The sequence below is a fragment of the Streptomyces lasiicapitis genome (assembly GCF_014646335.1).
In the GTDB taxonomy this organism is placed as follows: domain Bacteria; phylum Actinomycetota; class Actinomycetes; order Streptomycetales; family Streptomycetaceae; genus Streptomyces; species Streptomyces lasiicapitis.
This window is the reverse complement of record NZ_BMNG01000012.1, coordinates 252463-269806: the sequence shown is the minus strand read 5'-3', so window position 1 is coordinate 269806 and position 17344 is coordinate 252463. Positions and strand designations below refer to the sequence as shown.

Annotated in this window: 15 protein-coding genes; 13 read left to right on the top strand and 2 right to left on the bottom strand. The window is 73.0% G+C overall.

Annotated features, from left to right (window positions below; all coding sequences use genetic code 11):
• The first annotated feature begins 9 nt into the window (after positions 1-9).
• Positions 10-1332, top strand: a complete 1323-nt coding sequence (locus tag IEY91_RS26645; RefSeq protein WP_164326318.1) for an HAD family hydrolase — start codon at positions 10-12, stop codon at positions 1330-1332.
• A 75-nt stretch (positions 1333-1407) separates the two neighbouring features.
• Positions 1408-2382, top strand: a complete 975-nt coding sequence (locus IEY91_RS26640; RefSeq protein ID WP_189175946.1) for a DUF2510 domain-containing protein — start codon at positions 1408-1410, stop codon at positions 2380-2382.
• A 37-nt stretch (positions 2383-2419) separates the two neighbouring features.
• Here the strand turns inward: IEY91_RS26640 and IEY91_RS26635 are convergent, their stop codons facing one another.
• The gene (locus IEY91_RS26635) at positions 2420-3622 is read right to left on the bottom strand and encodes an amino acid deaminase/aldolase (protein ID WP_189175945.1); all 1203 of its coding nucleotides are present in this window, start codon (positions 3620-3622) and stop codon (positions 2420-2422) included.
• A gap of 1177 nt (positions 3623-4799) precedes the next feature.
• Between IEY91_RS26635 and IEY91_RS26630 the strand changes: the two genes are divergently transcribed.
• From IEY91_RS26630 to IEY91_RS26620, 3 genes are read left to right on the top strand one after another with little or no spacing between them, the layout of a single operon-like run.
• A complete protein-coding gene (locus tag IEY91_RS26630; protein ID WP_164326320.1) occupies positions 4800-5657 on the top strand; it encodes a hypothetical protein in 858 nt (285 codons plus the stop codon).
• On the top strand, positions 5654-6817 hold the full coding sequence (gene mycP, locus IEY91_RS26625; RefSeq protein WP_164326321.1) for a type VII secretion-associated serine protease mycosin: 1164 nt from the start codon (positions 5654-5656) through the stop codon (positions 6815-6817). Before IEY91_RS26630 ends, mycP begins: the two co-directional genes overlap by 4 nt.
• Before the next feature lie 16 nt (positions 6818-6833).
• Positions 6834-7613 carry an SseB family protein gene (locus IEY91_RS26620; protein WP_189175944.1) on the top strand — a complete coding sequence of 260 codons (780 nt, stop codon included), beginning with the start codon at positions 6834-6836 and terminating at the stop codon, positions 7611-7613.
• A 43-nt stretch (positions 7614-7656) separates the two neighbouring features.
• On the opposite strand, the gene IEY91_RS26615 is transcribed toward IEY91_RS26620, so the two are convergent.
• Positions 7657-8043 carry a DUF1844 domain-containing protein gene (locus IEY91_RS26615; RefSeq protein ID WP_030356286.1) on the bottom strand — a complete coding sequence of 129 codons (387 nt, stop codon included), beginning with the start codon at positions 8041-8043 and terminating at the stop codon, positions 7657-7659.
• A 360-nt stretch (positions 8044-8403) separates the two neighbouring features.
• On the opposite strand from IEY91_RS26615, the gene infC reads away from it, so the two are divergent.
• From infC to IEY91_RS26575, 8 genes are all read left to right on the top strand, one after another.
• Positions 8404-9063: a translation initiation factor IF-3 gene (gene infC, locus IEY91_RS26610; protein ID WP_189176021.1), complete on the top strand. Its 660-nt coding sequence runs from the start codon at positions 8404-8406 to the stop codon at positions 9061-9063.
• Between the two features lie 106 nt (positions 9064-9169).
• On the top strand, positions 9170-9364 hold the full coding sequence (rpmI, locus tag IEY91_RS26605) for a 50S ribosomal protein L35 (protein WP_136744667.1): 195 nt from the start codon (positions 9170-9172) through the stop codon (positions 9362-9364).
• Between the two features lie 96 nt (positions 9365-9460).
• Positions 9461-9844 (top strand): 50S ribosomal protein L20, encoded by a 384-nt coding sequence (rplT, locus tag IEY91_RS26600; RefSeq protein WP_030356289.1) that lies wholly within the window; start codon positions 9461-9463, stop codon positions 9842-9844.
• Positions 9845-9958: 114 nt separating this feature from the next.
• Positions 9959-10816 carry a TrmH family RNA methyltransferase gene (locus tag IEY91_RS26595; protein ID WP_373288021.1) on the top strand — a complete coding sequence of 286 codons (858 nt, stop codon included), beginning with the start codon at positions 9959-9961 and terminating at the stop codon, positions 10814-10816.
• Between the two features lie 57 nt (positions 10817-10873).
• A complete protein-coding gene (locus IEY91_RS26590; RefSeq protein ID WP_189175942.1) occupies positions 10874-12022 on the top strand; it encodes a sensor histidine kinase in 1149 nt (382 codons plus the stop codon).
• Between the two features lie 160 nt (positions 12023-12182).
• Complete coding sequence (pheS, locus tag IEY91_RS26585; protein ID WP_189175941.1) at positions 12183-13328, top strand: phenylalanine--tRNA ligase subunit alpha; 1146 nt, start codon at positions 12183-12185, stop codon at positions 13326-13328.
• Positions 13328-15871 carry a phenylalanine--tRNA ligase subunit beta gene (gene pheT / locus IEY91_RS26580; protein WP_164326326.1) on the top strand — a complete coding sequence of 848 codons (2544 nt, stop codon included), beginning with the start codon at positions 13328-13330 and terminating at the stop codon, positions 15869-15871. Before pheS ends, pheT begins: the two co-directional genes overlap by 1 nt.
• 222 nt (positions 15872-16093) lie before the next feature.
• Positions 16094-17272: a PP2C family protein-serine/threonine phosphatase gene (locus tag IEY91_RS26575; protein ID WP_229697238.1), complete on the top strand. Its 1179-nt coding sequence runs from the start codon at positions 16094-16096 to the stop codon at positions 17270-17272.
• The last annotated feature ends 72 nt before the right edge of the window (positions 17273-17344 follow it).

Below are 17344 nucleotides of genomic sequence, written 5' to 3'. Positions count from 1 at the left end.
TCCACTCACATGCGTAACCGACATGTACTGGCGCTGACGCTGGCCACGGCCGCCACCTCTCTGGTGGCCGTGGCCACGTCGTTCCCCGCAGCCGCCGCCACGGCCGCGACCCCCCGCACCGCCGCCTCCAAGGCGACCGACCGCTGCCCGCAGCTGTCGTCGAAGCTGACCTGGTACGGCGACAACCGCGCCCGCCTCCAGCGGATGATCGACGAGCGCGGCACCTGCGCGAACCCCGGCCTGCGGCACGGCGACAAGAAGCCCGTCGCCGCCTTCGACTGGGACAACACCGTCGTCAAGAACGACGTCACCGACGTGACCATCGCCTGGGCGCTGCGGCACGACAAGATCCTGCGGCCCAAGAGCTGGAAGTCCACCAGCAAGTGGATGACGGACGCCGCCCACCGGGCCCTCACCAAGGCCTGCGGCACCTCCGTCCCGGCCGGCAAGCCGCTGCCCACCTCCACCGACACCGCCTGCGCGGACGAGATCTTCGAGATCCGCGAGGACGGCAAGACGATGAGCGGCGAGGCCGCGTTCGCCGGCACCTGGAACCACCGGCGCACCGTCCCGCAGTACGCCTGGGTGCCGCAGATCTTCGCCGGGCACACCGTGCGCGAGGTCGAGTCGTACGCCCGCAAGGCCCGCAAGGAGGCCCTCGCGGCCCCCGTCGGCGCCACCCAGACCGTCGGCACGCACACCATCCCCGGCTACGCGCGCTACTACGAGCAGCAGCGCGACCTCATCCGCACGCTGAAGAAGGCCGGGTTCGACGTCTACATCGTCTCCGCGGGCTCCGAGCCGGTCGCCGAGGTCTGGGCGGGCGGCAGGAGCGGGGTCGGTATCGACCGGAAGCACACCATCGCCATCCGCTCGGTGCTCGACCGCAAGGGCCGCATCACCACCTGGAACCAGGGCTGCGGCGGCGTCCCCGTCAGCAAGGGCGAGGCCATCCCGTACATCGACGGCAAGCGCTGCTGGATCAACCAGGAGATCTTCGGCGTCAAGGGCAAGGCGGCCTGGCACAAGCAGCGCTGGGACCGGCGGATCGCGCTCGGCGGCGGTGACGCGGACACCGACGTGACGTTCGTCGGCGACGCGACGGGCGCGCACCTCGTGCTCAACCGCAACAAGAGCGAGTTCATGTGCCGGGCGTACGACAACGCCGACGGACGGTGGGTCGTGAACCCCATGTTCATCGAGCCGCTGCCGCAGAAGGCCGGTACGTACCCGTGCTCGACGTCCGCGTACAACGCGCCGGACGGGAGCAGGACGCCGGTCCTTCGCCCGGACGGCTCCGTCGTGCCGGACCAGCGGGACTCGGTGTACTAGGTCTTCCGGACCACTGAGTGGGGACGGGCCCGAGCTGATTGCGCGGAAGCTCGGGCCACGTCCTAGAGTGCCGGGATGAGCATGACGCCCCCGGCCGGCTGGTACCCGGACCCGTCGACGCCCGGCACCGAGCGCTGGTGGGACGGGACCGCGTGGACCGAGCACCGGCGCACGCCCGCCGACGTGACCGCCGCGTGCCAAACCCCGCAGCAGCAGCCGGGGTTCGGGCCCACGGTGGTGATGCAGCAGCCGGGGCCGGGCCAGGCCCCGGTCCCGGGGCAGGGAGGCGGCGGCCGCGCGAAGATCGTCGCGATCTCCGTCGCCGGAGCCGTCCTGGTCGCCTCGATCGTCACCGGTGTCGTCGTGCTCCAGAACGACGACGGCGACCCGCAGGGCAGCCCCGCGCCCACGGCCACCACCGCGGTCGAACCGAGCCCCACCCCGACCACGCCCGCGCCGACGACCTCCGCGCCCGACGCGGACCCCGACACCCTCGTCGACCAGCTCAACGGCATCACCCTGCCGGTCCCGACCGGCTGGGAGAAGGCCGAGAACACGGTCGGCGACGAACTCACCCTCCAGACCCCGGACACGTACGACTGCCCGGGCGACACCGGCCTCTGCCGCCAGGGCAAGATCACGTCGAGCACGGCCACGGGCACCGACGAACGCTCGCCGAAGAAGCTCGCCGAGGCGGACATCAAGGACGCCGCCGACGCCGCGTACGACGAGGACACCATCAACCGCAAGCCGTTCGGCGGCATGACCCGGCACGAGCGGATCAAGGCGGGCACGGTGGCCGTCGGCGGCCGCAGCGGCTACTTCGTACGCTGGCGCGTCCACACCAACAAGGGCTCGGGCGGATACGTCCAGTCCCTGGCCTTCCCCTCCAGCACCGGCTCCGAGGCGATGGTCATTGTCCGCTTCACCCTCGACGCCGGGAAGGGTGCGCCGCCGCTGTCCGACATCGACGAGGTGATCGGCGGGATCAGGCCGGTGGGGGACAGCGAGACGGGCGGGGGAGTGGGGAGCAGCGTCGGGCCGTCGTAGGGGTGGCCCACGTCTGCCGGAATCGACGGGCGTACCGCTAGAGGAAGGTGTGGCCTTCTCCGCGGTACGTCGGCACGCTGCCCGTCACCCGCTCGCCCTCGACCAGGTACAGCTTGTCGAACCGCTCGCACAGCTCACCGGCCTTGGCGTGCCGGAACCACACCTTGTCGCCGATGCGCAGGTCGTCCGCGGGCGGCCCGAGCAGCGGGGTCTGCACCTCGCCCGCGCCCTCCTGCGGGTCGTAGCGCAGCCCGTCCGGCAGGTACGGCACGGGGGAGCGGTCGGCGCCCGCGACGCCCGACGCCGGATAGCCGCCGCCGAGCACCGTGACCACGCCGGGCCCCGGCCTGCGCACGACCGGCTGGGCGAACAGGGCGGCCGGACGGCCGTCGAACGACGTGTAGTTGTCGAAGAGGCGCGGTACGTAGAGCCCCGAACCTGCGGCGATCTCGGTCACCGCGGCCTCGGCGGCGGTGTGCTGGACGCTGCCCGTGCCGCCGCCGTTCACGAACTCCAGGCCGGGCGCGGCGGCGCGGACCGCGCGGATGGTGGCGGCGCGGCGGGCCGCGAGCTCCTTGCGGGCGGTGGCCTGCATCATGCGCACGGCCCGTGACTTGGCGGGATGTCCCTCGACGGCGTCCCCGACCCCGGCGACATGACCCTCGTACGCCATCACGCCCACGAGCCGGAAGCCCGGCCGCCTGCCGATCGCGCGGGCGAGGGCAGCGACCTGGGCGGGCTCGTGCAGCGGCGAGCGGCGCGCGCCGACGCGGACCCGGCCGCCGAGCAGCTTCAGGGAGGTGTCCAACTCCAGGCAGACGCGCACCTCTTCGCGGCCGCCGTCGCGTGCCTCGTCGATGAGGCGGAGCTGCGCCGGGTCGTCGACCATGACGGTGACGGCGGCGGCGAGCTTGGGGTCGGCGGCCAGCTCGGCGAAGGCGGCGCGGTCGGCCGAGGGGTAGGCGAGCAGGACGTCGCCGAAGCCGGAGCGGGCCAGCCACAGCGACTCCGCGAGCGTGAACGACATGATCCCGGCGAATCCGTCCCGCGAGAGCACCCGCTCCAGGAGCGCGCGGCACCGTACGGACTTGCTCGCCACCCGGATCGGCTTTCCGCCCGCCCGGCGCACGAGATCGTCGGCGTTGGCGTCGAACGCCGCCACGTCCACGATCGCGAGCGGGGCGTCGAGGTGCGCGGTGGCCCGGTCGTAGCGGGCCCGGTCTGCGGCTCGGCCTCTCATGAACGCAGCCTGCCAGACGTCACTACCCGAGGGTAGGGGGATGATCCGGGCAGATCACCCCGGCCTGCGGACTGGGTTCCCGTGGGCCTCATGTCAGCCCGTAGAGTGACGCGCACGCAGGGAGCGCGCGACGCGAAGGAACGGGGGGTGCATGAGCACGGAGGCGCGACGGCCCCCCGTCCCCCCACTGCCCGGCACCCCGCCACGGGTGCCGCCACCCACGCGGAACGCGACCGGAACGCCGCCCCGACAGGCCCCCGAGAACCGGGCCGAGCCCCCGTCGGAGCCACCGCCTCCGTCCGCGACCGCCCGCTTCCCCGACGTCCGTCCGCCGACGGAGCGTGACCGGGGGCGTCGGCAGGCCGACGGCCCGGCGGGCGGCGATACGTCACTGCGGGGACCGGTGGACAGCTCGGTCGGCTCGGGTGGCTCGAACGGTTCGGGCGGGATGGGCCACGCGCGTGGTGCGAGCGGGGACGGCGACTCGACTGGAGGCGCGGACCCTGCCGACGGCGCTGAATCCGCCGACGCTGCCGACCCGACCGACGACGCGTCGGCGAGCGACGACCTGCACTCCATGGTCGAGGACTTGATGGCGCCGTTCGACCGGGTGAGGCCGCCCCGGCCCGCGACGGAGGACACCGCCACGGAGCGGGAACCGGACACACCCCCGCCCCCGCCCGCCTCGGCACGGCTCCCGGACGCGCCACCGGCACTCGCGCGGCCCGGCACACCCGGGCCCACGGACGCGGCCCGCCCCGCCGCCGACGTGCCCGCCAGGCCGACGCGCCCACCGTCCACGGACACCACCACCGACGCCGCGACGCCTCCGCCGAATGGCCTCAACTCGCCCTCGGGTGCGGTGACTTCACGCGCGCCGTCAGCGCAGCCCCGGAACACCGAAGCTCCGGCACCGCCGTCCACCAAGCCCCTGGACATCCCCGACCCGCGGACGCGGACAACGGCTGCCCAAGGCGTGGTGCCCGCACCGCCGTCACACGCTCCGACACCGCCCGAGGGCACGACCCCGGGCACCCGTGCCACCTCAACTCCCGCTGCCCCGCCGTCAGTTGGATCGACAGGACGGGCGCGGGCCGTCAGCGGCGGGTCCGCCGCGCCGCCCCGGCCGGGTGTCCCGCCCCGGCGAACCGGGGCCCCACGGCGGCCCGTTGGCGCCGTGGACCTGACCCCGGGGCCCGACACGGGACGCCCGTTCGTGTTCCTGGCGAGGCCCGCGCTGTACGACGACACCACCACCCGGCTTCGCCCCGTCGGCGCCTGGGTGCGGCCCCGCGCGGCCGCCGCCGCGGCCTGTGTCGTGCTCGGCCTCGGGCTCATCGGCGGTGCGGTGACCGGGAGTTGGCTGACCGGCGAGTCCGACGCGGCCGGCGGCACGCGCAACGCGTACATCGAGGCCGGGGAGCTCTGGCACAGCGTGCCCGTCGACGAGCTGTTCCCGCCCTCGATCAAGGGCGAGGGCGCGGGCCCCGGCGGCGCCGACCGCACCTGGAACCGCGTCGCCGTCGCCCCTGACAGCACCTGCAAGGACGCCTTCGACCCGCTCCTGCGCAAGGCCCTCGCCCCCGCGGGCTGCCTGCGCCTGCTGCGCGCCACGTACGCGGACGCGACCCGCAGCCATGTCACCACCGTGGGCCTGCTGTTCACGAAGGCCGACGCCGAGGCGATGCGCTCCCTGCGCACCCGGTTCACGGAGGAAGGGCTCGACAGCCGCCCGGACCTGATGCCACGCCCGTACGCCGCCAAGGGCACCCCGGCCGCGGACTTCGGCGACCTCCAGCGCGCCACCTGGACCCTGTCCGTACTGCCCGACGCACCCGTCGTCGCCTACTCCGTATCCGGTTTCGCCGACGGCCGTGTCGTCACCGACCCCGAGCCCGCCGCCGAGGCCATGAAGGTGGGCGCCACCTCCGCCCCCGGCCAGGCCGGCCTCGGCAACGACGCGAGGGGCATCGCCGACCGCGTCGAACGCGGCCTGCGCAAGACGGTCACCGAGGCCACGGAGAAGGCGTCATGAGCATCCGCAGGGCGGCGGTCACCGCGCTCGCCGCCGCCCTCGCGTTGGTCCCCGCCGGCTCCGCGTACGCCGACGACGGCATCCGCGCCCAGCAGTGGGCCCTCGACGTCATGGGCACCGACCAGGCGTGGCGCACCACCAAGGGCGAGGGCGTCACCGTCGCCGTGCTCGACACCGGCGTCGACGCCTCGCACCCCGATCTGGCAGGCAACGTCCTGCCCGGCAAGGACATGGTCGGTTTCGGGGCCCGCAAGGGCGACAAGTCCTGGGCCCGGCACGGCACCGCGATGGCCGGGATCGTCGCGGGACACGGGCACGGCGCGGGCCGCCGCGACGGCGTCCTCGGCATCGCCCCCGAGGCACGGATCCTGCCGGTCCGCGTGATCCTCGAAGACGGCGACCCCGCCCGCAAGAAGGCCCGCTCCACCCGCGGCAACGCCCTCGCCGAAGGCATCCGCTGGGCCGCCGACCACGGCGCCGACGTCATCAACCTGTCCCTCGGCGACGACTCCAAGTCCGCCCACCCGGAGCCGACGGAGGACGCCGCCGTCCAGTACGCGCTGCGCAAGGGCGCCGTCGTCGTCGCCTCCGCGGGCAACGGCGGCGAGCGCGGCGACCACATCTCGTACCCCGCCGCGTACCCCGGAGTGATCGCCGCGACGGCCGTCGACAACAACGGCGTGCGGGCCTCCTTCTCCACCCGCCGCTGGTACGCCACCGTCAGCGCGCCCGGCGACGACATCGTGATCGCCGACCCCAACCGCAGGTACTACGAGGGCTGGGGCACCAGCGCGGCGTCCGCGTTCGTCTCCGGGGCGGTGGCCCTCATCCGCGCCGCCCACCCAGGCCTCGGCCCCGCCGAGATCAAGGAGCTGCTTCGGGACACCGCGCGGGACGCCCCGTCCGGCGGCCGCGACGACTCCCGGGGCTTCGGCCTCATCGACCCGGTCGCGGCGCTCGACCGCGCGGGGAAGATCAAGCCGGATTCGCTGCGCACGACGGCCCACGCAGAGAAGTACTTCGGCCCGGGGCCCGACGAGGAGTCCGACGACGAGGAGCCCGCGGGCTGGGTCGGTCCCGTGGCCGGAGCGCTCGGCGTGGCCCTCCTTGCGGCGGGCATCGTGCTGTGGCGGGGGCGTCGGAGCACGTCCGGGCGCTGACGCTAGGGTCGGTGCCGTGGCGAACAAGAACATCCCCGACCCCGGTTTCTCCGACGACGACGGGTCGGCCGACCCCGCCCTGAGCGCGGCACTCGCCGCATGGGCCGAGGACAGGACCGCCCACGGTCCGGTTCTGGAGGCCGTCGCCGGAGCCCGGCTCCTCGTCCCCGTCGTCGCCGTGCTCGGCGAGGTCGAGGTGGACAATCAAGAGGGGGGCGAAGCTCTTCATAAGGGTGGTGGTGGGAGACGGGCGGGCGGCCTGCGGCGCGAGAAGACCAGCGACATGGCCGTGCCCACCCTCAAGGCGGGCGACCGCACCGCGCTGCCCGCCTTCACCTCCACCGAGACCCTCGCCCTGTGGGACCCCGAGGCCCGCCCCGTCGCCGTCCCCCTGCACCAGGTGCTCCAGGCCGCCGCCCACGAGAAGGCCGACACGGTCGTCCTCGACCTCGCGGGCCCCGTCCCCTACGAGCTGAACAGGCCCGCCCTGATCGCACTCGCCGAGGGCCGCCGCAGCTCCGACCCGCTCACGGACCCGTCCGTAGCCGCCGCCGTACGCGCCGCCGTCGCCGCCGAGCCCGCCGTGCTCCGCGCCCACCTCGGCCCCGGCACGGCCGACGGCACCCTGGCCCTGGTCCTGGACCCGTCCGCCGCCCCGGCCGCGGCCGCCCGGCGCGTCGCCGAGGCCCTCGCCGCCGACGAAACACTCAGGGCCCGCCTGGTGCGCGGCCTCGACCTGGCACTCCTGCCGGCCGAGGCGACGCCACCGGGCGAGCCCCTCTACGTACGCGATTGAGAAGCCCTTCTTACGTACGCGCGCAAGAAGGGCGGGCGGGCCGTCAGCCGAAGACCGGCCCCGTGTACTTCTCGCCGGGGCCCTGACCGGGCTCGTCCGGAACCAGCGAGGCCTCGCGGAAGGCGAGCTGCAGCGACTTCAGACCGTCCCGCAACGGCGCCGCGTGGAAGGAGCTGATCTCCGTCGCGCTCGCGTCCATCAGACCGGCGAGGGCCTGGATCAGCTTGCGGGCCTCGTCCAGGTCCTTGTGGGCCTCGCCCTCCTCGGCGAGGCCGAGGTTCACCGCCGCCGCGCTCATCAGGTGCACCGCGACCGTCGTGATCACCTCGACCGCGGGGACGTCCGCGATGTCGCGGGTCATGGCGTCGAAGCCGGGGCTCTGGGGTGCGTCGTGGGGTGCGGGGGTGGCCGCGGGGCTCGTGTCACTCATGCCCTCACCCTAGAGCCGCGTCCCGGCCGTTCGCCCCACCCCCCCGGGACCTGCTAACCTTGTGTAACGACCGGCCGGACACCTGCGTGCGAACGAGGGATCCGGCCCACAAGTGGAGGCTCCGATCTCCCACCTGGCCGCTCCTTGGAGCGGCGGGTCACCGGTCAGGCGGACACCGCGCAGCAGCGTGGAGGGCCGCCCGATGCGCCCCGCGATCACCGCGGAGGTGCTCCGGTAGGCGTGTGGAGCCCCTTCTGTGATCAGTCGGGGCATTTTTTGTGTTCCGGCTCGGTTGGTCGAGAAAACAGACGTAACGCGGCTGTCCGCCAGACGGCCGCGTGGTGCTACCGAGGAGGATCCATCAGCACCGAGCCCCGCATCAACGACCGGATTCGCGTCCCCGAAGTGCGACTTGTCGGTCCCAGCGGCGAGCAGGTCGGGATTGTTCCGCTTGCCAAGGCCCTGGAGCTTGCTCAGGAGTACGACCTCGACCTGGTCGAGGTCGCGGCGAGCGCACGCCCGCCCGTCTGCAAGCTCATGGACTACGGCAAGTTCAAGTACGAGTCGGCCATGAAGGCACGTGAGGCGCGCAAGAACCAGGCGCACACGGTCATCAAGGAAATGAAGCTCCGGCCGAAGATCGACCCGCACGACTATGACACCAAGAAGGGTCACGTCGTCCGGTTCCTCAAGCAGGGCGACAAGGTCAAGATCACGATCATGTTCCGTGGTCGCGAGCAGTCCCGTCCGGAGCTCGGCTTCCGGCTGCTGCAGCGGCTCGCGGAGGACGTCCAGGACCTCGGGTTCATCGAGTCGAACCCGAAGCAGGACGGCCGAAACATGATCATGGTCCTCGGTCCGCACAAGAAGAAGACCGAGGCGATGGCCGAAGCCCGTGAGGCCCAGGCGGCTCGCAAGGCGGAAGCGAAGGCCAACCCCGGCAAGTCGCAGAACGCCGCCGAGGAGGAGCTTTCCGAAGCCCCCGTCGAGGCCCCGGCCGAGGCTCCCGCCGAGGCCTGATCCCCGGACGCGAGTCCAGGGATTGCCAACCGAACACATGACGCTCCCGGATGCCCGGTTTCACGACCGGGCATCGGAGTGCCACTGACGAGGAGAGAACGGCGCTATGCCGAAGAACAAGACGCACAGCGGTGCCAGCAAGCGCTTCAAGGTCACCGGCTCCGGCAAGGTGCTCCGCGAGCGCGCCGGCAAGCGCCACCTGCTCGAGCACAAGTCGTCCCGTCTGACGCGTCGCCTCAGCGGCAACGCCGAGATGGCCCCGGGCGACGCCAAGAAGATCAAGAAGCTTCTCGGCAAGTGAGTCCGGGCGCGCACCGCGCGCCTGAGCTCTGACCGGGACCCAATCGAAACCGGGTCGTGTGAGTCCAACCACGGCCCCGCTACAAGGAGTTAACAAGTGGCACGCGTCAAGCGGGCAGTCAACGCCCACAAGAAGCGTCGGGCGATCCTCGAAGCGGCCAGCGGCTACCGCGGCCAGCGGTCGCGCCTGTACCGCAAGGCGAAGGAGCAGGTCACCCACTCCCTCGTCTACAACTACAACGACCGCAAGAAGCGCAAGGGCGACTTCCGTCAGCTGTGGATCCAGCGCATCAACGCCGCTGCCCGCGCCAACGGCATCACCTACAACCGCTTCATCCAGGGTCTGAAGGCCGCCAACATCGAGGTGGACCGCAAGATCCTCGCCGAGCTGGCCGTGAACGACGCCAACGCGTTCGCCGCGCTGGTCGAGGTCGCGCAGAAGGCCCTGCCTTCGGACGTCAACGCCCCCAAGGCCGCCTGACGTTCGCACTGAGCTTGAGCTGTGAGGGGACCCGCAGGCCGCTGGGCCTGCGGGTCCCGTCGCGTTCCGCCCGCTCTTTCGTTCACCCGACTCCGTACCCCCGAAGGCGACTTGATGGCCATCAGCCCGGACCTGATCTCCCCGCGGTCCCCGCGCGTCACCGCCGCGCGGCGGCTCGCCAAGCGGAACTTCCGCGGGAAGGAGCGGCTGTTCCTCGCTGAGGGGCCGCAGGCCGTGCGGGAGGCCGCCGGGCATCGCGGGGGCGGGGAGCCCACGCTCGTGGAGCTGTTCGCGACCGTCGAGGCCGCCGAGCGGTACGCGGACATCGTGGGCGCTGCCCGTGACGCCGGCGCGCGCGTGCACCTCGCCGACGAGAGCGTCATCGCCGACATCTCGACCACCGTCACCCCGCAGGGGCTCGTCGGGGTCTGCCGGTTCCTGGACGTGCCGCTTGCGGAGATCCTCGCGGCCCGGCCCAAGCTCGTCGCCGTGCTCGCGCACGTACGCGACCCCGGCAACGCCGGGACCGTGCTGCGCTGCGCCGACGCCGCCGGAGCCGACGCCGTGATCCTCACCGACGCCTCCGTCGACCTCTACAACCCCAAGGCCGTGCGGGCCTCGGTCGGCTCGCACTTCCACCTGCCGGTGGCCGTGGGCGTGCCCGTCGAGGACGCCGTACGCGGTCTGAAGGGCGCGGGCGTGCGGGTGCTCGCCGCGGACGGCGCGGGCGAGGACGACCTCGACGCCGAGCTGGACCAGGGCACCATGGGCACCGAGACCGCCTGGATCTTCGGCAACGAGGCCTGGGGGCTCCCGGAGGAGACCCGCGCACTCGCCGACGCGGTGGTGCGCGTTCCGATCCACGGAAGCGCCGAGAGCTTGAACCTCGCGACGGCGGCAGCCGTATGCCTCTATGCGTCCGCGCGTGCACAGCGCGCCGCCGGAGGGTGCCGCTCCGTCACCCCCGGCTAGTAGTGTGTCGGGCTCACAGGCCCACTGCGCCGGTTCCGAGAGGCGGGGATAGCGGGGATGAGCGTCGGCACGAGCGGACCACCGGGAGTGCGGGACCTGCTGTGCCCGCCCGCGGGCCACGCGGGCCCGGCGGGTCCGGGCCCGGAAGAGCTCGGCATCGACCCCGACGACCTGCCCGACGGCCTGGTCGTGGCCGACGAGACCGGGCGCGTCATCTGCTTCAACGCCGCCGCGGCGCGCATCACCGCCGTCCGCGCCGCCGACGCCCTCGGCACGTCCATCGAGCGCGCCCTGCCCCTGGAGGACCTGGAAGGGCGCCGCTGGTGGCAGCTCACCGACCCCTACGGCGGCCTCGCCACCCGGGTCGCCCAGCCCGAGCGGAACCTGCTCCTTCCCGGCGGGCGCGAAGTGCTGGTGTCCGCGCGGTACGTACGGACGCGGCCCACCGGCCCGCTGCGCCGCCTCGTCGTCTCCCTGCGCGACACCGAGGCCCGGCGCCGCACCGAGCGCAGCCACGCCGAACTGATCGCCACCGTCGCCCACGAACTGCGCTCGCCGCTCACGTCCGTCAAGGGCTTCACGGCGACGCTGCTCGCCAAGTGGGAGCGCTTCACCGACGACCAGAAGAAGCTGATGCTGGAGACGGTCGACGCCGACGCCAACCGCGTCACCCGGCTCATCGCCGAGCTGCTCGACATCTCCCGCATCGACTCCGGGCGGCTCGAGCTGCGGCGCCAGCCCGTCGACATCGGCGCCGCCGTCGGCCGGCACATCCAGGCCCACGTCGCCGCCGGCCAGGACGCCGACCGCTTCCTCGTACGACTGCTGCGGCCGCTGCCCGACCTGTGGGCCGACCCGGACAAGATCGACCAGGTGCTGAGCAACCTCCTGGAAAACGCGGTGCGGCACGGCGAGGGAACGGTCACCATTGATGTGGCGCCCTCGCCGTCCCTGCGCGTGCGGGGAGCGGCCGACACCGCGGTCACCGTCAGCGACGAGGGATCCGGCATTCCGGAGGAGTCGATGAGCCGCGTCTTCACCCGCTTCTGGCGGGGCAGCAAACGCGGCGGGACGGGACTGGGGTTGTACATCGTGAAGGGCATCGTCGAAGCGCACGGCGGCACGATCACCGTGGGCCGCGCGGCGAGCGGCGGCGCCCAGTTCCGATTTACGTTGCCCGTGGGGGCTCCGGCCTATCTGCAGTGATCACGCCCCGAGCGGCCCGCGGGCTCATCCGTTACCACCACCCCGTTAGACTCGGACGTTGGCACCTTTGTGTCCCCTTTATTCGGGACGTTCTCAGGACCAGTCGTCTCCGACTCGTTGACGGGGACCATCCGCCAGCCAACCGGAAGCACGGGAAGAGATGTCGGCACCGAACAAGTCGTACGACCCTGTCGAGGTCGAGGCACTGAAACCTGAAGAGATCGAGCGCATGCGGGACGAGGCGCTCGCCGCCTTCGTGGCCGCGTCCGACCTCGACCGGCTCCAGGAGGCCAAGACCGCCCACACCGGCACCGCCTCGCCGCTGGCGCTCGCCAACCGCGAGATCGGCGCGCTGCCCCCGCAGGCCAAGGCCGAAGCGGGCAAGCGCGTGGGCATGGCCCGCGGCGCCGTGAACAAGGCGCTCGCCGCCCGCCAGAGCGAGCTCGAGGCCGAGCGCGACGCCCGCGTCCTGGTCGAGGAGGCCGTGGACGTCTCCCTGCCCCACGACCGCGTCCCCGCGGGTGCCCGGCACCCGCTGACCACGCTGTCGGAGCGCATCGAGGACATCTTCGTGGCCATGGGCTACGCGGTCGCCGAGGGCCCCGAGGTCGAGGCGGAGTGGTTCAACTTCGACGCCCTGAACATCGGCCCCGACCACCCGGCGCGCGGCGAGCAGGACACGTTCTTCGTCGACGCTGCGTCTCTGGGTGCCCCGGCGGCCAAGGACGCCGACGGCTCCGGTGTCGTCCTTCGCACACACACCTCGCCCGTGCAGATCCGCTCGCTCATCGACCGCGAGCCGCCGGTGTACGTGATCTGCCCCGGCCGCGTCTACCGCACCGACGAGCTGGACGCCACGCACACCCCCGTCTTCCACCAGGTCGAGCTGCTCGCCGTGGACGAGGGCCTGACCATGGCCGACCTCAAGGGCACCCTGGACCACATGGTGCAGGCGCTGTTCGGCGGCGAGGGCATGAAGACCCGGCTGCGGCCGAACTTCTTCCCCTTCACCGAGCCGTCCGCCGAGATGGACATGGTCTGCTACGTGTGCCGCGGCGAGTCCGTGGGCAACCCCGACCGCCCCTGCCGCACCTGCTCCTCCGAGGGCTGGATCGAGCTCGGCGGCTGCGGCATGGTCAACCCCAAGGTGCTTGCCGCCTGTGGCGTGGACCCCGAGAAGTACAGCGGATTCGCCTTCGGGTTCGGCATCGAGCGGATGCTGATGTTCCGCCACAACGTAGAAGACATGCGAGACATGGTCGAGGGTGACGTGCGCTTCACCCGGCCGTTCGGGATGGAGATCTGATGCGGGTCCCGCTTTCCTGGCTGCGGGAGTATGTCGACCTCCCCGCCACCGAGACCGGCCGCGACGTGCAGGCCAAGCTGATCGCGGCCGGCCTCGAGGTCGAGTCCGTCGAACAGCTCGGCGCGGGCCTCAAGGGCCCTCTCGTCGTCGGCAAGGTCCTCACCATCGAGGAGCTGGAGGGCTTCAAGAAGCCCATCCGCTTCTGCACCGTCGACGTCGGCTCCGCCAACGGCACCGGTGAGCCGCAGGAGATCGTCTGCGGCGCCCGGAACTTCGCCGTCGGCGACAAGGTCGTCGTGGTCCTGCCCGGCGCCGTGCTGCCCGGCGACTTCGCGATCGCCGCGCGCAAGACGTACGGCAAGACCTCGCACGGCATGATCTGCTCCGGCGACGAGCTGGGCATGGGCGACGACGGATCCGGCGGCATCATCGTGCTTCCGCCCGAGCACGAGGCCGGCACCGACGCCATCGAGCTGCTCGAACTCGTCGACGAGGTCCTGGACATCGCCGTCACGCCCGACCGCGGCTACTGCCTGTCGATGCGCGGCGTCGCCCGCGAGACCGCCACCGCGTACGGCCTGCCGCTGCGCGACCCGGCGCTGCTCGACGTGCCCGCGCCGAACTCCTTCGGCTACCCCGTGCGCGTCGGCGACCCGGCCGGCTGCGACCGCTTCACCGCGCGCACCGTCACCGGCCTGCGCCCCGACGCGCGCTCGCCGATCTGGCTCCAGCGCCGCCTGCAGAAGGCGGGCATGCGCCCGATCTCGCTCGCCGTCGACATCACCAACTACGTGATGCTGGAGCTCGGCCAGCCCCTGCACGCCTACGACCGCTCGCGCGTCCAGGGCACCATCGGCGTGCGCCGGGCCGAGCAGGGCGAGAAGATCACCACCCTCGACGGCGCGCAGCGCGTGCTCGACGCCGAGGACCTGGTGATCACCGACGACCGCGGCGCCATCGGCCTCGCGGGCGTCATGGGCGGCGCCAACACCGAGATCGCCGATCACGACGAAGAGCAGGGCACCACGGACGTGGTCATCGAGGCCGCGCACTTCGACGCGGTCTCCGTGGCCCGCACCGCCCGCCGCCACAAGCTGTCCTCCGAGGCGGCCAAGCGCTTCGAGCGCGGCGTCGACCCCCAGGCCGCGTCCGCCGCCGCGCAGCGCACCGTCGACCTCCTCGTGCTGCTCGCGGGCGGCACCGCCGAGGCCGGCGTCACGGAGGTCATCGCGCCCTCCGCGCCGCGCACCATCGCGATGCCCGCCGACCACCCGGACAAGGTCGCCGGTGTGGCCTACGGCCGCGAGACCGTCGTACGCCGCCTCCAGGAGGTGGGCTGCGACGTGTACGGACAGGACTCCCTGACCGTCACCGTGCCGTCCTGGCGGCCCGACCTCGCCGAGATCAACGACCTCGCCGAGGAGGTCATCCGCCTCGAGGGCTACGAGAACCTGCCCTCGACGCTGCCCAAGCCCCCCGCCGGGCGCGGTCTGACCGAGCGGCAGCGGCTGCACCGGCGCGTGGGCCGCGCCCTCGCCGGGGCCGGTTTCGTCGAGGCGCCGAACTACCCGTTCGTCGGCGAGCAGGTCTTCGACCAGCTCGGCCTCGAGAAGGACGACCCGAACCGCCGCGTCGTCAAGCTCGTCAACCCGCTGTCCGACGAGGAGCCCGCGCTCCGTACGACGCTGCTTCCTGGCCTGCTGGCCACGCTGCGCCGCAACGACGGACGCGGCAGCCACGACCTGGCGCTGTTCGAGACCGGCCTGGTCTTCCACCCCCGGGACGAGGCCGCGCTCCCGGCCCGGCTGCCCGCTGCCCGGCGTCCCACGGACGAGCAGATCGCGGCGCTGGACCAGGCGCTGCCCGAGCAGCCGCGGCACGTCGCGGCCGTCCTCGCCGGCGCCCGTGAGCAGGCCGGCTGGTGGGGCAAGGGCCGGCAGGGCGACTGGGCGGACGCCGTCGAGGCGGCGCGCACCGTGGCCCGCGAGGCCGGCGCCGAACTCATCGTCCAGCAGGGCCAGTACGGCCCGTGGCACCCGGGCCGCTGTGCCGAGCTGTGCGTGTTCGTGGAGTACGCCGACGGCGTCGCCGCGGACGGCAGCGAGGGCGAGATCGTCGTCATCGGCCACGCCGGTGAGCTGCACCCGCGCGTCATCAAGGCGCTCGGCCTGCCCGCCCGCAGCTGCGCGATGGAGCTGAACCTCGACGTCCTCGCCGAGGCCGCGGAGGGCACGCTGCGCGCGCCGCGCATCTCCACCTTCCCGGTGGCCACGCAGGACGTCGCCCTCGTCGTCGACGAGGACGTGCCCGCGGCCGTCGTCGAGGCCTTCCTGCGCGACGGCGCCGGTGAACTCCTCGAGGACATCCGCCTGTTCGACGTCTTCACCGGCGAGCAGATCGGCGAGGGCAAGAAGTCCCTGGCGTACGCGCTGCGCTTCCGCGCCGCCGACCGCACGCTGACGGTCGACGAGGCCAGCGCCGCCCGCGACGCGGCCGTGGCGCGCGCCGCCGAGGTCACCGGGGCGGTGCTGCGCGGGGCGTAGTCCCCGGCCAACCCGGCGCGTGAAACGCGCAGTTGAGGGGCGTATCCGTGGACACGGATACGCCCCTCACTCGTTAGGGTGAGAACCTCCGGTGATCTGACCCGATCCGGCCATGCGGTCGACAGAATCAATGCGGCCGTAGGGGCCGCCCGTACCCGGCCCGCACGCTGAATCCGGGCCCCAGTCCCGCACGTTGAATCGGGCCTTAGGGGGGCCGTCGGCATGATCCGGATCAAGCCTCGCGCGCCCCGCCGCGGCGCCGCGGCCCACCGCGGAGTGCGGCTCGGGGCCAGAGCCCCGCGGCGACCCCGAGGGGAAAGCCCCTGGGGCGACGCCGCGATCGAGCGGCCGCGCACCCGCAGGCTGCGCCGCGCGCTCACGCTCGGCCTTCCCACGGTGTGGGGCGCCGTCGCCATCACGTACAAACTCACCTGCCCGCTCGCCCAGCAGCACGGCCTGGGCGCGCGGATCGTCACCAGCGCGGTCTTCTTCGCCGTCGGCACCGGCCTGATCGTGCACGTGCGCCGCGCGTTGCTGCGCGAACTGCGGCAGCTCCGCGAGGTCGCGGGCGCCGCGCAGAACGTGCTGCTCCGGCCGCTGCCGCCCCGCGTCGAGGGCCTCGCGCTCGCCGCGGGCCGCCTGTCCGCCACGCACGGCGCGTCCGTCGGGGGTGATCTGTACGAGGTGGCGGCCACCGACCACGGCGTGCGGCTCGTCATGGGCGACGTACGCGGGCACGGCCTCGCCGCGATCGGCACCGCGGCCGCCGTCCTCGGCAGCTTCCGCGAGGCCGCCCACGAGGAACCCGAACTGCCCCTGGTCCTCAGACGCCTGGAGCGGGCCCTTGCCCGGCACATGAGGGAGCGCTCCCGCGCGGAGCAGCTCGCGACCGGGCAGCCCGTGAACGGCGCCACCGCGTCCGACAGCGCGCTGGCCGAGGAGTTCGTGACCGTGCTGCTCGTGGAGATCAGCCGCGCGGGAGACGTATGGGCGCTCAACTGCGGCCACCCCTGGCCCTATCGGCTGCGCGGCCGGGCCGAACCGATGGTGGGCGGAGACCCGCTGCCACCCCTCGGACCCTTCCCGCTCCCCGCCGAACTGCCCCTGGCGCACTGCGGACGGCTGCTGCCCGGTGACGCGCTCGCCCTGCACACCGACGGCATGGAGGACGCGCGCAACGCGGCGGGCGAGTTCTTCCCGCTCCAGTCCGTGCTCAGCGAGGCCGCCCGCACCCAGCCGGTCTCACCACAGGCCGTGGTCCACACCGTGTACGGCGAACTCCTGCGCCACATCGGACGGCTGACGTCGGACGACGCCGCGCTCCTCGTGCTGCGCAACGACCGGCACCGCGTGCCCTCGCAGCAGGCGGAGACCGGGCGGCGCGCCCGCACCATGAGCTGAACACCGCCCGGCGTGGTGCGGCCTGCGCCGTCCGGGCCGTCGCGGAACTGCCGGGCAGACGACGGCCGACCG